The organism is Devosia riboflavina (assembly GCF_000743575.1).
Taxonomy (GTDB): Bacteria; Pseudomonadota; Alphaproteobacteria; order Rhizobiales; family Devosiaceae; genus Devosia; species Devosia riboflavina.
In genome coordinates this window covers 232217-247820 of sequence record NZ_JQGC01000001.1, presented here as the reverse complement: position 1 = coordinate 247820, position 15604 = coordinate 232217, and the positions used below count along the sequence as shown (strand labels likewise).

13 protein-coding genes are annotated in these 15604 nt (G+C 61.6%); 5 read left to right on the top strand and 8 right to left on the bottom strand.

The genetic code is table 11. The features are described 5' to 3' along the window. Positions 1–3 precede the first annotated feature (3 nt). Positions 4–657 (bottom strand): response regulator, encoded by a 654-nt coding sequence (locus tag JP75_RS01025; RefSeq protein ID WP_035077877.1) that lies wholly within the window; start codon positions 655–657, stop codon positions 4–6. A gap of 211 nt (positions 658–868) precedes the next feature. Here JP75_RS01025 and JP75_RS01020 point away from each other — a divergent pair, with 211 nt between their 5' ends. Then, on the top strand, positions 869–1222 hold the full coding sequence (locus JP75_RS01020; RefSeq protein ID WP_152565693.1) for a hypothetical protein: 354 nt from the start codon (positions 869–871) through the stop codon (positions 1220–1222). A 6-nt stretch (positions 1223–1228) separates the two neighbouring features. Here the strand turns inward: JP75_RS01020 and JP75_RS01015 are convergent, their stop codons facing one another. The 5 genes from JP75_RS01015 to JP75_RS00995 all read right to left on the bottom strand — a co-directional run bounded on the left by JP75_RS01015 (position 1229) and on the right by JP75_RS00995 (position 7895). After that, entirely contained in the window at positions 1229–3412 is a 2184-nt protein-coding gene (locus tag JP75_RS01015; RefSeq protein WP_051960077.1) for a sensor histidine kinase, read from the bottom strand. A 229-nt stretch (positions 3413–3641) separates the two neighbouring features. Beyond that, positions 3642–4403 (bottom strand): SDR family oxidoreductase, encoded by a 762-nt coding sequence (locus tag JP75_RS01010; protein WP_035077871.1) that lies wholly within the window; start codon positions 4401–4403, stop codon positions 3642–3644. Further along, positions 4400–5326, bottom strand: coding sequence for a dihydrodipicolinate synthase family protein (locus tag JP75_RS01005; protein ID WP_035077869.1), 927 nt, complete (start codon positions 5324–5326; stop codon positions 4400–4402). Before JP75_RS01005 ends, JP75_RS01010 begins: the two co-directional genes overlap by 4 nt. A gap of 21 nt (positions 5327–5347) precedes the next feature. Continuing rightward, positions 5348–6208 (bottom strand): amidohydrolase family protein, encoded by an 861-nt coding sequence (locus JP75_RS01000; protein ID WP_035077867.1) that lies wholly within the window; start codon positions 6206–6208, stop codon positions 5348–5350. Beyond that, positions 6201–7895, bottom strand: a complete 1695-nt coding sequence (locus JP75_RS00995; RefSeq protein ID WP_035077865.1) for an IlvD/Edd family dehydratase — start codon at positions 7893–7895, stop codon at positions 6201–6203. The genes JP75_RS01000 and JP75_RS00995 overlap by 8 nt, the downstream gene beginning before the upstream one ends. A gap of 204 nt (positions 7896–8099) precedes the next feature. Between JP75_RS00995 and JP75_RS00990 the strand changes: the two genes are divergently transcribed. Beyond that, entirely contained in the window at positions 8100–9101 is a 1002-nt protein-coding gene (locus tag JP75_RS00990) for a Gfo/Idh/MocA family protein (protein ID WP_244446228.1), read from the top strand. 35 nt (positions 9102–9136) lie between these two features. After that, positions 9137–9787, top strand: a complete 651-nt coding sequence (locus tag JP75_RS00985; protein ID WP_035077861.1) for a GntR family transcriptional regulator — start codon at positions 9137–9139, stop codon at positions 9785–9787. A gap of 163 nt (positions 9788–9950) precedes the next feature. Here JP75_RS00985 and JP75_RS00980 read toward each other — a convergent pair whose 3' ends face one another. Both JP75_RS00980 and JP75_RS00975 read right to left on the bottom strand, forming a co-directional pair. Beyond that, complete coding sequence (locus JP75_RS00980) at positions 9951–10289, bottom strand: hypothetical protein (protein WP_152565692.1); 339 nt, start codon at positions 10287–10289, stop codon at positions 9951–9953. Between the two features lie 398 nt (positions 10290–10687). After that, the gene (locus JP75_RS00975; RefSeq protein WP_035077857.1) at positions 10688–12289 is read right to left on the bottom strand and encodes a GH39 family glycosyl hydrolase; all 1602 of its coding nucleotides are present in this window, start codon (positions 12287–12289) and stop codon (positions 10688–10690) included. Between the two features lie 330 nt (positions 12290–12619). Between JP75_RS00975 and JP75_RS00970 the strand changes: the two genes are divergently transcribed. Together JP75_RS00970 and JP75_RS00965 are read left to right on the top strand one after the other, a co-directional pair. After that, positions 12620–14527, top strand: a complete 1908-nt coding sequence (locus tag JP75_RS00970) for an ABC transporter substrate-binding protein (RefSeq protein WP_035077855.1) — start codon at positions 12620–12622, stop codon at positions 14525–14527. Positions 14528–14599: 72 nt separating this feature from the next. After that, positions 14600–15604, top strand: a complete 1005-nt coding sequence (locus JP75_RS00965) for an ABC transporter permease (protein ID WP_035077853.1) — start codon at positions 14600–14602, stop codon at positions 15602–15604.

Below are 15604 nucleotides of genomic sequence, written 5' to 3'. Positions count from 1 at the left end.
CCCTCAGGCGAGGCCGCGGCGGACCGCTTCCAGCGTTGCTTCCGAACGGGTCGAGATGTTGAGCTTGGAATAGATCGTTTTGACGTAACTCGCCACCGTCTGCGGTTTGAGAGCAATGAGCCGGGCGGTTTCGGCGACCGTCATGCCCTTGGCGATCAGCGTCAATACTTCGGTTTCCCGGGCGGTCAATCCGGCTTCGTCTGGCTCAGAAACCACGGTGCTGGCGCGAAAGTGGGCGAGGACGCGCCGGGCTATCGAGGGGGACAAGGGTGGCTCGCCGTGCCCGATCCGGGCAAGCAGGCTGCCAATCAGGTCGGTATCCTCGTCCTTGAGCACATAGCCCTGCGCGCCGGCCATGATCGCGTCGAACAGATGCGTGTCATCGTCATATATGGTAGCGACAATGGTGAGGGTTTCGGGCATTTCGAGCGTCAATCGGCGCAGGAGATCCAGCCCGCTGCCATCGGGCAGGCCGAGATCGACAAGCGCGATGGAAAAGGGCGCCGTTCGGTGGTCGAGAAGTTTTTGCGCGGCTCGGATGGTGCCGCAGCTCTCGATGGCGATGCTGGGGAATGCGGTTGTGAGGGCCGTTTCCAGCCAGATGCGCGTTGCCGGGATGTCTTCGACCAACAAGCAGTCACGGATCGGGCGGTTCATCTGCGCGCCTCCATTTGAAAACCAAGATGCACCTCATCGCGGCAAGAAGCATCCCCCGATCCGGGGGGGGGGCATCTGCGAGCTGCTCCGCCCCTGGAGCCTACCCCGAAACAGGGGCTGAAGCGCTGGGTGCCTCCCTCTAGAAATTCGCTCATGGGCTTGGCGACCGACCCTTGGAGCGGGCGGGCGCGTGGAGGGACAAAGAGTGGGCATGAACAAACTTCTTCCAGCAATGGGCGTGGCACTTTGCCTGGCGGCCCTTGCCGGATGCGACACGCTGACGGGTGGCGCATTGGTAAGACCGGGCGAGCCGACCGGCACGCTGATCGTCTACAACAATACCTATGGCGATCTCGACGCGGTGGTCATCTCCGATTGCGACGCCATGAGCTATGGTTTCAACAGGCTCGCCGATGGCGCCTATATCGCGCCCGGCGAGGAGGCGAGTTTCACGCTTTCAGCCGGATGCTGGGATGTCGGCGGCGGGGAGTTGGGTGGCGGCGAAGCCTATCAGCGCCTGACGATTTCCCCCGGTGGCGTGGTGCGGCTCAGTATCGACGAGTAATAAATCCTAGCGCGCAGCATCGGTCATGGCGGCGGGTGCTGTCTCGCTATCACCGCTGACTCGGATCGGCCTTTCCGGCAGGGTTGCAGCTAAATTGGTTCGGCCATTCGCCAAGGGCACGACGATCTCGATCGCTGTGCCTGCGGCACTTGAATCGACAAGCGTGGTCCCGCCAATGGCGTGCACCCTTTGGCGAATATTGTTGAGGCCATAGCCCGAAACGTCCTGTTGTGCGGGTAGGCCGCGGCCGTTGTCGGAGATGCGCACCAGGGCAGAAATATCCGTCACGACGATCTCGGCTTTCACCCGTGTGGCACCGGCGTGGCGGACGATATTGCTGACGATTTCGCGCACCGAGGAGAGCAAGGCTTTGCTTTGCCGGTAGTCGAGGCTGATCTGCTCGGCGCCTTGTTCGGGCGCTGGCCAATCAAGCTCGATCCGCGCGGCTTCGAGCCGCCGCGCCGCCTCATGCCGGGCCTCGGCCAGCACCACATCCAGCGTCGTCGTCTCGCCATTGAGGCCGCTGACAATGGCCCGGATATCTGACAAAGCCGCCTGCAAAATGGGCCGCACCTGCCCATCTCCACTGTGGAGGCCGGTGAGCAGTCGCGCGCCGACATCGTCATGGAGGTCCCGCGCAATGCGCTGCCGCTCTTCAAGGGCACCGCGCTCGTAGGCATCGCGGCTCGCTTCGGCGCGCGCGATGAGGCCTATGAGTTGGCCGGCCAATTGCCGGTCGCGTGGCCCGAAGAGACCCTTGCCGCCAAGCGGATAGCGCAAGCGTAGTGCCGTTTCGCCGGCAACGGCCGGCAGCAGCAGTTCAAGACCATTGGTGGTGGCTACCACTTCATTCACGTCCGTGGCGGGCAGAGTTTCCAGTGGGTCATAGAGCTGCACCAGCAGGCGACGCCAGCGCTCGGCGCGCGCGGTCGGGGTGGGGCCGAAGGCCACGTCCATCGCCGCCTCGAACAGTTCGTGTTCGGCCAGCACCGGCTTGCCGCGCATGCGCCGCCAGAGCACATCGCGTAGCGGTAGATAGGCAAAGCCGACCAGCAGCAGGGAGGCACCCAGGGCCGGCCCTCGCTCGATATTGAGCAGCCAGATCAGCGCGGCGTCGAGGCCCAGCAACAGCGTTGCACCGCCAGCATAGAAGAGAATGCGAAAAGCCCAATCGCCCAGCTCGAATAGCTTGTAGCGGTGGATGCCCAGCGCGATACCGCCATAAACGATGAGGAAGAAGGCGAAGGCATAGCCCTGGCTGATGGCCGGTTCGGCGCCGAGCAGCGAAGGTACGCCTATGCCCACCACGAAGGCGCCGGCCCCGACGACGACAGATAGGCCAAGCCACCTCAGGGCAGCGCGCGTCGCCGGATCGCGCCGTGCCAGCCGCCATTGGGTCATCACTAGGGCGACGATCAGCAGCATTTCGGCCAGCATGGGCACATACATGCCGGTGGCTGGATCAGGCATCAGCCGGGCGATGTCGGCCCAGAGCCAGGGCACCAGCACAACGGGGATCAGCAGCAGCCAGACCGGACGAACCAGTCGCCGCGGATAGCTGAGGAACAGCGCCACGATGGCGCCGCCGAAGAGATGGACGCCGAGATGGTTGAGGGCGCTCAACAGAGCAAAGAGATCTCCCGGAATTGCCAGTTCCCGGGTGCTGTAAACAGCGGCGGAGAGGGCAGAAATCATCAGGCCGAGACCCGACAGCGCGAACATGCTGGCAGCTATGTCCTTGCCGCGGATGGCCCAGACCCAGGCTCCGATGGCAAAGCCGGCAAGGCCGGAAAACAACTGCACCCAGAAGACTGCGGGTAAGGCCCAAAACGGCCGATCGCGCGGGGCGACGTCTACGACCCGGGCCTCTGCGTTTGCGGTTTCGGCGAGGTGCAGGCGGACGACGGGCTGGTCGAGAAGACCGGCCAATGTGGTTTGGCGGTCGAGGACATCGCCAATTTCAGCATAGGTTTCAAGGCCATCGGGCTCTTCGACGAGATCGCTTCCATAGATCGGAAATGTCGAAAAGTTCGATGCGTCGCTGGTTTGGCTGATCGCCGTCAGTCGGAAGCCCGGCGCTGCGCCAGTGTCTCGGGCAGGTCCATCGGACGCGACATGGGTAACGATGATGGCGTTATCGGCGGTACTGGAAAGCTCGAGCCCAAGCCAGGGCCTAGACGATGCGAGCATAATCGTCAGTGCTGCGGCGGCAATAGAGATTGCCAGAACACACAGCATGATCACATGAGGCGAGAGGTGACGCCTTGTTTGGTCCCCGGTTGTGTCGGAAACCACGCCGCTCAATGAACTGCTGCCCAGTATCCGGCGATTTTGCAGCAAGTCATTTCGCCCCCTTAACTGCTGATTTCTCCCAATATTCTTCTTTGTCGTCTCTAAAACAAGGTCGAATTTTATTGAACTAGATCGATCGGATCATGCCGCCATCAACGCGAATGAGGCTGCCGGTGACGTAGGAGGCCCGTTCGCTGGCGATGAAGGCGACGACGTCGGCCAATTCTTCAACGCGGCCATAGCGGGCGGCGGGAATTGTCGAGATGGATTGGGCCTTTATGTCCTCGACGCTTTTGCCAAGGCGCTTGGCGGCGGCCTCGTCGAGTTCGTCGACACGGGTCGTGTGGATGCGGCCCTGGACGATGATGTTGGCGGTTATGCCGTCGGCGGCGACTTCGCCGGCGAGGGTCTTGCTCCAGCCGGCCAGCGACTGGCGCAGGGCGTTGGAGATCGCGAGGCGGGGGATGGGGGATTCAACGCCGGACGATGTCAGGGTGACGATGCGGCCCCATTTCTTGGCGCGCATGCCGGGCAGAAGCGCTTGGGTGATTGATATCAGCGGCGTGACCATGGTGTTGAAGGCGTTGGCGTAGTCGCTGGCGGGGAGAGTTGATGCTTCGCCGGGGGCGGGGCCGCCGGAATTGTTGATGAGGATGTCGGCGCCGCCATCGGCCAATATGGCTTCGATGAAGGCTTGCACCGAGGTTGGGCTGGCGAGGTCGAGTGGCAGGCCCTTGATGTTTTGGCCAAGCTTTTCAATGGCATCGACCGTTCGGGCTCCGCCGATGACGGTGGCACCTTCAGCGGCGAGGGTTTGGGCGATGGCGGCGCCGAGGCCCTTGCTGGCGCCGAGGACGACGGCGCGCTTGCCTTCGAGACCGAGTTTCATGCGCCGATCTCCGTAAGACGCTTCGCCTGGCGGGCGAGGAGGCGTTCGACGTCGGCGATGTCTTTGGGCGACAGGGCACCGCCGGGTTTTCGCAAGGCGGCGGAGGAGATGACGCCGCGCTTGGCTAGAACGTACTTTCTTGCTGACAAACCAATGCCTTGTTGCTGTTCGTAGCGGGCGAGGGGGAGGTAGGCGTCGAAGATGTCGTGGGCGCGTTCGACGTCGCCCTTGGCGTAGTTTTCGACCACGCCAACCATCATTTCGGGGTAGCAGAAACCGGTCATTGCTCCGTCCGCACCGCGGCCCATTTCCTCGGGGAGGAATAGGCCGCCATTGCCGCAAAGGATTGAAATTCTTCGGGTTTCGCCCTTGTCGCTGGAGGCGCGGAGGGCGGAGATCTTGGCGAGGCCCGGCCAATCTTCATGCTTGAGCATGACGCAGGTGGGGACATCCCTAACGATCCGGTCAATGACCTTTGGGGCGATGGTGACGTTGGTTGTAAGAGGGTAATCCTGGAGGACCCAGGGGGTTTTGCCGAGGGCGTCGCCGACGGAGGTGTAGAAAGCGTAGGCCTGGTCGTCGGTTTTGGTGGTCCAGGGCGGGGCGACCATGACGCCGGCGGCGCCGAATTCCATAACGGAATCAGCGAGTTCGCGCATGGGGGCGAGGCCGGGGGCGGTGACGCCGACGATGACGGGAACCTTGGCGCGGGAGATGACGCGCTTGGCGATGGCCTTGGATTCCTCGGAGGTCATTTTGGGCGCTTCGCCGAGAAGACCGAGGATGGTCATGCCGGTGACGCCCTTTTCCTCGTAGAAATCGACCATGCGGTCGACGCTGGTCCAGTCAATGTCGCCATTGTCTAAAAAGGGTGTGACGGCAATGACATAGACGCCTTTGGCGGCTTCGGTCAGCAAGGGCATCGGGCGGCTCCGGATTGGGAATCAGTGCTGGAAATAGAGATTTTGGGCGTTGTCGGCGAAGATCGCGGCATGGGTTTCGGCGGGCAATGCGTCGAGGCTTAGGGCGATCAGGTCGTCGTCTTCGGGCATGGTTTCGAAGAGTTCGGTATGTGGCCAATCGGTGCCCCATAGGAGGCGAGTTGGGTCACACACTGTTAGCATCGAGAGTGCCTGACGATAGAATTGGTGGTTCTTCGTGTCACGGAGGCGATAGGGCGCTGAAATCTTGGCGTAGACCCGGCCGGTCTCGACGGCGCGGGCGAGATCGTCGAGCGCGGTACCGGGTGTGTCGAGAGGGATGAAGGCGAGGTGATCGATGACCCCGGTGATGTCGTGGCGCGCGGTCAGCTCGGCGACCGTGGCGATGGCTTCGGGGCCGACCTGGAACTGGGCGTGCCAACCGAGAGCGCGAATGCGGGGGGCGAGTTCGGCGAATGCGTCGAAGCCGATGCCGGACTTGTTGCGAAGATTGAAACGGACACCGCGGACTCCGAGGGTGTCCAAGCGGCGGAGTTCGACGTCTGTGGTTTCGGGCGGGATGACGACGACGCCGCGCAGGCGCTCGCTATGGCCGGCAAGGGCGGTGAGGAGGACGCGGTTGTCTAAGCCGTAGACGCTGGGCTGAACGAGGACGCCGCGGGCGATGCCGAAAGTTTCCGCAAGGGCGAGCCAGGTTTCGATGGTCAGCATTTGCGGCGTGTAGCTGCGTGGGCTCGCCAAGGGCGCTTCGCGGGCAAAAACATGAAAGTGCGCGTCGCAGGTGTTTTGCGGCAGGCGCAGATTGGCCGGATTGCGCAAGGGGCGCGGCGGCAGGCAGAGCGGTGCGTCGAGGACGTCATCCATGTTCTTTGGCCGCCACTAGGAAATCGAAATCGAGGCCGTCGTCCGCTTGGGTGACGTGGCGATCATAGAGCTGAGCATAGCCGCGTGGGGGCGATGGCGGCGGCGGGGGCAGAGTGGCCATGCGGGTATCTAGCTCAGTCGCATCGATCAGCAATTCGAGGCAGCGGTTGGGGACGTCGAGGCGGATGCGATCGCCGGTGCGGACGGCGGCGAGTGGGCCTCCATCGGCGGATTCGGGGGTGATGTGGAGGACCACGGTGCCAAAGGCGGTGCCGCTCATGCGGGCGTCGGAGAGGCGCACCATGTCCTTTACGCCCTGGCGGGCAAGGTGACGCGGAATGGGGATGTAGCCGGCTTCCGGCATGCCGGGTGCGCCCTTGGGGCCGGCATTGCGGAGGACGAGAACATCGTCGGCGGTGATGGTTGGGTCTTCGAGGCGCTCGGTCATGTCTTGCACCGAGTCAAAGACGACGGCACGGCCTTCGTGGACCTGCAGTTTTGGGTCAGCCGCAGAGTGTTTTATGACGGCGCCGCGCGGGGCGAGGTTGCCGGAGAGCACGGCGATAGCGCCGGAGGCAGAGATGGGGTTTTCGCGTGGGCGGATGATCTGGGTTTCGTAGCGCGAAGGCAGGTTGCCGACGGCGTCGCCAAGCGTGCCGCCGAAGGCGCGGGGGGCGGTGAGGTCGAGGAGGTCGGTCAATTCCGACAGGAGGCGCGGGACGCCGCCGGCGGCGTGGAATTCGCCCATGTAGCCACTGCCCGAAGGTTTCAGGTCCACGAGGACCGGGACTTGCTTCCCGATGGCGTCGAATTCGGCCATGTCGAGTTTTTTGCCGAGGCGCCCATAGATGGCGGCGAGGTGGACGACGGCATTGGTGGAGCCGCCGAGGGCCTGCAGGGTGACGAGGCCATTGCGGAGGGCCTGTGGTGTCAACACTTCCGCCGTGGTGAGGCCGGTTTCGGTCATGGCGACAGCGGCGCGGCCGGTTTCTTCGGCGAGGCGGAAGCGTTCGGACGAGGTGGCAGGCGCGGAGCCGGACATGGGAAGGGCGAGGCCCATGGCTTCGACCAAGGCGGCCATGGTGGAGGCGGTGCCCATGACGGTGCAGGTGCCGACGGAACTGGCGAGGCGACCGTTGATCTCGTTGATCTCGGCTTCGTCGATGGTGTCGGCGCGGAACTGGGCCCAGAGACGGCGGCAATCGGTGCAGGCGCCGAGGCGCTCGCCGCGATGGTTGCCCGTATCCATAGGGCCGGTGGGCAGGATGATGGCGGGGACTTCGCTCGACGCAGCGGCCATGACCTGAGCGGGAATGGTCTTGTCGCAACCGCCAATGAGAATGACCGAATCCATGGGCTGGGCGCGCACCATTTCCTCGGTTTCCATGGCCATGAGATTGCGCAGGAACATCGATGTGGGCGAGGCAAAGCTTTCGTGGATCGACATGGTCGGGAAAACCATGGGCATGCCGCCGGCCAGCATGACGCCGCGCTTGGCGGCTTCGATCAGTTGCGGGACATTGCCGTGGCAGGGATTGTAGTCGGAATAGGTATTGGCAATGCCGACGATGGGGCGATCGAGCGCATCGTCGGAATAGCCCATGGCCTTGATGAAAGCCTTGCGGAGAAACAGGGAGAAATCCTGGTCGCCATAGCTCGTCAAACGTCTGCGAAGCCCGCGCGTCACCGTTATCCTCCCGGCCGCGTACCCTTGCGGCATCTTGTGATCATTCCTACAGCCATTTGGATTATTGTCAATAATGTGCAGTGGCGAAATGCGAAAGGCGGGTGTACGCGAGGCTGAAATGCGCATAAAGTCAGGGAAATCGTCATAATTTCCGATAATTGGGTATGGACCGTATCCGGTGATATTATTGATAAGAGGGTTGCGGTGCGTATTGGTTTGGTAGGGGCTGGCTGGGTGACGCAATATCATCTGCCGGCCTGGGCGAAGGTGGCTGGCGCCGAGGTGGTGGCGATATGCGATCCTGATCCGGTGGCGCTGACGGCGCGGGCGGATGGTTTTGGGATTGCCGGGCGCTATTCCAGTTTCGAGGCCATGTTGAGGGGTGAAAAACTCGATGCGCTCGATATTGCGACGCCGCGGCGGTTTCATGCCGCCAATGTAAGGACGGGCGCGGCGGCAGGGTTGCCCATGCTGTGCCAGAAGCCACTGGGCGTTGATCTCGTCGAAGCAGAGGCGCTGGTGGCGGATGTCGGTAGCCGCGTGCCGCTGATGGTGCATGAGAACTGGCGGTTTCGGCCCTATTATCGGGAATTGCGTGGCTGGCTTGAGGCTGGTGTCGTTGGCGACATCACCTCTATCCGGCTCGACTTTCATTCGAGCGGCATGATCGCCGGGGCGGATGGGCAGCGGCCGGCTTTGGTGCGGCAGCCGTTTTTCCGTGGGGAGCGGCGGTTATTGGTGATGGAGGTGCTTATCCATCACCTCGATACGCTGCGGTCGCTGTTTGGGGAGTTTGATCTGCATTCGGCCCGGCTGGGGCGGAGTAATGATGAGATACTTGGCGAGGATAGCGCCATATTGGGCTTGCGGCGGCGCGGGGATGGCGTGCCGTTGAGCGTGTCGGGCAATCTGGCGGTGCATGGAGCGGCGCCGGCGCCGACGGACCAGCTCTGGATTTTTGGCTCCGAGGGAACGGTGCATCTCGATGGGTCGGTGTTGCGGCTGTTCGGGCCGCGGCCGCGGGAAGTGACCTTTGATCCCGGGGTGAGCTACCAGGCGGCCTATGATGGAGCGATTGCGCATTTTGTGTCGGCGCTGGTGCGCGGGCACGGGTTTGAGACGAGCGCGGTGGATAATCTTGAAACATTGCGGCTGGTGGAGGCGGCGTACCAACTGAGCGGATTTAAACCCGTGGACACTATCTGATAGAAGACGAGACGGACTGCCTCTGGGGCTCTTTCATGACTGATGACATCGACACCGAGCTTGATCACGAGGGTATTGCGCGGGCGCTCGAAGAGGACATCATTTTTGGTCGATTGGCGCCGGGGGCGCGGTTGACCGAGGACTCGCTGCTCTCGCGCTTTCCGGTGACGCGGCATTTTGTGCGGCAGGCGCTGGTGCAGCTCGAGCAGATGGGCATCGTCGTGCGCGAGCGGAACAAGGGCGCCATGGTGCGCACGCTGACGCCGGACGAGGTACGGCAGATTTATGCCGTGCGTGAGCTGGTGCAACGGCAGGCGGCGCTGCTTATTCCACTGCCGGCGCCGCAGGGGCTGATCGACGAATTGCTCGAAATCCATGAGGAGCATGGCGAGCATATCGAGAATGGCTACCTGCGCGGCGTGCATGAGACCAATGACCGGTTTCACCTGAAACTGTTTGGGGCGTGTGGGAACAAGTATCTGGTGCAGACCATCGAGCTTTACATGCGGTATAGCCTGCCGGTGCGGGCGAACTCGATGGCGGATCGGGCGGCGCTCGATATTTCGCATAGCCAGCATCGGTTGATGATCGAGATGCTGAGCGGGCGGGATAATTGGTTGTTGGCGCAGTTGTGCGTGGATCACCTGCAGCCGTCGAAGAGACGGTATATTGGGCTGGTGGAGTGAGGGTTTCGTCCGCCGATTTCACACGCTCGATATGAGATGCTCCAGTTGGCGAGGCGTGGTGCCGCTCTTGCCCGAATGTCGCCTGTTAAAAAGGCCCGCGCGAGGCGGGCTAAAGTTGTTTGTTCATCTTAGTGACGGCAGGGGCACCTGTCGTCATGCTGATTCAGAACGTTCCGGTGATGCTCACGCCGATGGTGACACCAATCGTCTTAACAGTTCGCAGGTGCTCGATTTGTTCATATGGAGCAAACGCCACTAAGGTCTTTGGTGACCCATCGTAGTTGCGCTCCCACTGCAAATCCATGTGAGCACCGCCGATCAAGTCCTGCCATCCCGCAATGGAAGATATGGACTTTGTAGAAGTCAACGTCTTCCCGAGGGCTTCATCCACCGCCTTGGCAAATAGAGCTGCTAGTCCGACACTTACAGTGCCAAGGAACATTTGTGCTGCTTGTTCCGGGGTATTGGCTGAGTTTAAGTTAACTTCTTGGATTTCTGGCATATTTTCCCTCGTCAATTTCTTTCACGACCAGCAAAATTCTCAGAGAAAAGCATATTACAAATGATAATATGCCCGTAATAGGACGTAGTATTACTAGTGGTATTGCTGTTCATTCTTTAAATTTATCTTTCTGACCGCTCAGTGGATCGACGGCTCAGGTTCAGATGTCTGGATCGCGCACAAGGTGTGGAGTCGAGTGGGTGGGTACGTTTCCGATGACATAGTCAGTCGTCATCCTCGGGTAACCCGAGAACGTTCCACTTTAGGCGGTGACCTCAGTGTAGTGCCTTCGGATTTAGCCCGAGGGTGACGAGGGTGGTAGAGGGGCAACGAGTGCTGAAAAAAAAGCACCCCGCCCCTTGGGAGGGAATGGCGGGGTGCTGGCGCATCGGGCTGGGTTAGTAGTCGATGCGGAGGAGGGAGACGCCTTGGCGGGGGAGGTTGGTGGTCAGGGTGACGGTGCCGGAGGTGGCGTTCGCGGTGCCCGTTTCGAGGACCGCGAGTTGGCTTGAGGCTTCGAGCTTCTTGTAGTCGTCGCCCGTGACCGACTGGGGTGAGCCCATGGCTTTCCAGACGCCGAAGGAATTGGAGTGGTCCTTGTCCATGCGGTAGTGGGTCAGCTTGTGGTTGCCCGGCTTGATGTTTTTCAGGGCCAGGGTGACGTTGGCGGCGCCGTCTTCGACGTCGTCATCGTGGTAGTTCCAGACGAGGATCGAGACGCCGGTGTCGTCGCGGGTGGCGACGGCGTTGACGTCGGGTTGGTCGCGGACGCCGTGTTCCATGATGTTTTCGATGGAGATGGCGTGGTCGGATTTGGCGGTGACCCATTCGCCCTTCAGCTTACCGAGCATGCGGAAACCGTTGAGCACGGCCTTGTCGACGCCGTTGGTCGCAAGATCGCGAAAACCGTCGTACCAGGGCTGGTCTTCGAAGAGGAAGGCCCAGGTGACGGCGCCTTCGATCTCGACGCCGGCGCGCTGGCTCAGTTCGTAGGTGCGGATCATGCTTTCGACGACATAGGCGCCGTAGAGTGGCCCGTTGCGATAGCCGTTCTGCGGGTGCACGCGGGCGGAGCAGGCGGCGCAGCCTTCGGGGTCGGATTCGCCGATGACGGTTGGCAGGTGGCGCAGGGTCGGGAACTCGTTGACGATGGCGAGGTTGGCTTCGATGTCGCGGAGTTGCTTGTGGAGACCCATGCGGACATGGTCCTTCCAGATCACTGGATTGCCCTTGGCGTGGAAGGCGATGAAGTCGATCGGCGAATTGTGGTCGACGACATATTGCAGGAATTCACGGAGGAATTTCTGCGCCTTGGGATTGTTGAAGGCGCCGCAAGTGTGCGGGCCGCCGACGCGGGCGCCGGGCAGGGCGGCTTTGATGGCGCGGGCGGTGACGTCGTACATCTCGCAGAATTCGGGGATGGTGCCCTTCCAGTAGAGGCCGTCGGGCTCGTTCCAGACTTCCCAGGGCCAGGTGAGCACCTGAGCTTCGCCATAGCGATCGGCGAGGTGACGGGCCCAGGCGTGGACGAGGTCGCCCCACTTTTTGAGGTTATTGGGTGGCATGGCCCAGCCGGTCATGATGGTGGCGTATTTGTCTTCGGGCGCCCAATGGTGGCGGTATTCGCCGGGATCGTCGGAAAGGGCTTCGGGCATGAAGCCGACCTGGATAAGCGGGATATTGCCGGCTTCGACATAGGCGTCGAAAATCTGGTCCATGATGGTCCAGTCATAGACCGGATTGCCATTGGCATCTTCGGTATAGGCGTTGGTCGAGCCCCACTTAAGGGCATATTTGCCGTCGCCTGAGGTGAGAAGATTGTGCGTGCGTACGCGGGGAGCCTCGGGGCTCAATTCGGTCAGTGCGTTGAGCAGCTTCTTGCCATTGGCGGTGTAGGTGTAATTCGGCTCGTCATAGCCGAACCAGTTCCACAATGGCCGGTATGCACCGCGGCTCGCGCCCGCGTCCACGTCGATGCGGACGTCGTAAGTCGCTGTCATCGTCTTCTCTCCACCCTGTTCAGCTTGGGAATTGAACTGCGGTCCTCTGCCGCTGTTGTCGATATCAACCTATCAATCCACGCTGTGTTGTCAATAATGTGAGTGCATTTGAATGGATGAAATGCCTAAATCTGGCTGAAAATGCGGATTGAGCGGTTATTTTGTCGATAATCCTGTTGCTCTCGGTTTGAAAATTGTCGATAAAGATGCCGGACGGTGCTGCGGGAGGACAATGCGCGGCGCGGTTACGAGACGAGGGAGGCGACGTGCCGAGCCTTGTGGGTTCGGCGAGGTCGCTGTCCGCTTTTGCGGGCATCAGGAGGAACGACCATGCTATTCAAGAAGCTGGCTGCAGCCGCTCTTGCCATCGCCGCTATGGCGATGCCGGTTGCTGCCCAGGATTTCATCGCGGGTATCCCCCGCAACGAGGCGCTGATTATCCAGGGGCCGGCGGCGCAGAATGCCGAATGGTTCAATCTCTGGGCGCCGGGCGGTGGTGCGACCACCAATGGCAACCAGCAGCTCACGGCCGATACGCTCTGGTGGATCAATCCCGAGGGTACGGGCGATGCGGCCTGGACCAATGCGCTGGCCGCGGACAAGCCGGTCTATAATGACGACTTCACGCAGATGACGGTGACGCTCAAGGAGGGCATCTTCTGGAGCGATGGCGTCGAGTTCACGGCCGATGACGTCAAATATACGGTCGATACGCAGATAGCTCATCCCGGCATGGGTTGGAGCGCGCCGTTTACGGTGAACGTCGAAAGTGTCGAGGTTCCGGATCGGAATACGGTTGTGTTCAATCTGAAGGCGCCGAATTCGCGCTTCCATACGCTCTTTACGGTGCGCTGGAATGCGGCCTGGATCATGCCCAAGCATGTATTCGAAACGGTCGATGATCCGCTGACCTATGCCGCCAATCCGCCGGTCTCGCTCTCGGCCTATGTGCTCCACAGCTATGACACGGCCGGCAACTGGGTGATCTGGAAGCTGCGCGACGATTGGCAGCGGACGTCCATTGGCCAGGGCCTGACCGAGGCGCCGCAGGTGAAGTATGTGGTCTATCGCAATGCCGGTAACCCGGATGCGCGCGTCATCGAGCAGATGAACCACAACCTCGACGTGATCAACGACATCGCGCCCGAAGGCATGTTCACCATTGCCCGCGATGCGGCTGACTCGACGGCCTATTGGTTCCCGGGCTTCCCCTTTGCGCATCCCGATCCGACGCTGCCTTCGGTGCTGTTCAACCACCAGGTCGAGCCGTTCAACAACAAGGACGTGCGCTGGGCTCTCGCGCTGATGATCGACATTCGTTCGGTTGCAATGGGCTCCTATCGCGGTGCGGCGAACCTTGCTGCGCTTTCGACCCCGCCCACCGGTTCGGCCATCACCGACTACTATCAGCCGATGCAGGAATGGCTCGTCAATTACGAGGTCAATACCGGCACGCGGACGATCAAGCCTTATGATCCGACGACGGCCGAGCAGATCGCGGCGCTGGTGAAGCCGCAGTGGGGGGACCAGATCCCGTCCGATCCGACGCAGCTCAAGGCCATGTTCGGCGAAGGCTGGTGGAAGCAGGATCTCGCTGCCGCTGCCGAGCTGCTGCAGAAGGCCGGGTTCACCAAGAACGGCAATCAGTGGATGAAGCCCGATGGCACTCCGTTCACCATCAAGCTGATGGTTGAAGGCGATGCCATTCCGACGCTGGCTCGGGCCGGTACCATCATCGCCCAGCAGTGGTCGATGGAAGGCATCCAGACCACGGTCGACGTAGCAGGCCCGACCAACGGCCAGCGCCTCGGCGGTGGTGACTATGAAGCGGCGATCTACTGGACCGTCGAGACCTGGGGCGGTCACCCCGACCTCTCGTTCTTCCTCGAAAGCTATCACTCGGACTTCATCAAGCCGGCTGGGGAAGTGCAGCCGCCGCGCAACCTGACGCGCTGGCAGGATGAGCGCCTCGACCAGATCATCGAAGCCAACCGTACTGTGGGCTTTGACGATCCCAAGGTGGTCGAACTCGGGATGGACTATCTCAAGCTCGCCGTCGAGGAGATGCCGTTCATTCCGCTGATGGCCTACAACAAGTTCGCGCCCTTCGACACGACCTATTGGACGGGTTACCCGAGTGCCGCGAACCCCTATGCCGCTTCGGGTCCGAACTGGAGCAACCTGCGCTACATGATCGTGGCGCTGGAAGCCAACCCGAACGCGCCGGCTGCGCAGTAAGCCTAAAAGCGGGCGGGGTGACAAAACCCCGCCCGCACCTTCCGACACTTAATGTTCGAGAACGGGCCCCAGATGGACGGCTTTGCCAAATATCTCGTCCGGCGCTTCTTCCAGTTTTTCCTCGTGATCTTCCTGGGTGTGTCGCTGGCTTTCCTCATCACCAACCTCTCCCCAGTCGATCCGGTGGAGCAGTCGGTTTCGTTGATGACCAGTTTCGGCGCCACCGATCCGCGTTCGGTCGAACTGATGCGTTCGGCACTTGAGGAGCTCTATGGGCTCCAGGGCACGATGCTCGATCAATATCTTTCCTTCTGGGGGCGCGTGCTGCGCGGCGATTTCGGGCCGTCGCTCTCGGCCTTCCCCACGCCGGTGATGTCGCTGATCATGGGCGCACTGCCCTGGACCATTGGCCTCCTGACGCTGGCGCTCATCATCACCTGGTCGTTGGGCAATCTGCTGGGCGCGCTGGCGGGTTATTATCGCTCCAATGTGCTGCTGAAACTGTCGGGCGCGGCGGTGATGGCCCTCCATCCGGTGCCGGCCTATATCATCGGCCTCGTGCTGCTCCTGGCCTTTGGCTTCATCTGGCCGGTGCTGCCGATTTCGGGCGGCGCGCAGATGAATCTGCAGCCCGGCTTTACCTTCGACTATATCCGCTCGCTGATCCTGCACGGCACGCTGCCGGCGCTGACATTGGTGCTGGTGGGTATCGGGAGCTGGTTCATTTCCATGCGCTCGCTGGTGTCCAACATCGTGACCGACGACCACGTGGTTTATGCCGAGCTTGGCGGGGTCAATTCGAGCAAGATCTTTTCCCAATATGTGGCGCGCAATGCGCTGCTGCCGCAGTTGACGGGGCTGGCGCTGAGCCTTGGCAATGTGTTCGGCGGGGCCGTTATCACCGAGTTCCTGTTCAACTATCCCGGGGTGGGGCGGCTTCTTATCCAGGGCATCTATCGCGGCGACTATTCGCTCGTGCTGGGGGTGACGACCATGTCGATCATCTCGGTGGCGGTCGCGGTTTTCATCATCGACCTTCTCTATCCGCTCATCGATCCGCGCGTGAGGCTGGGCTGA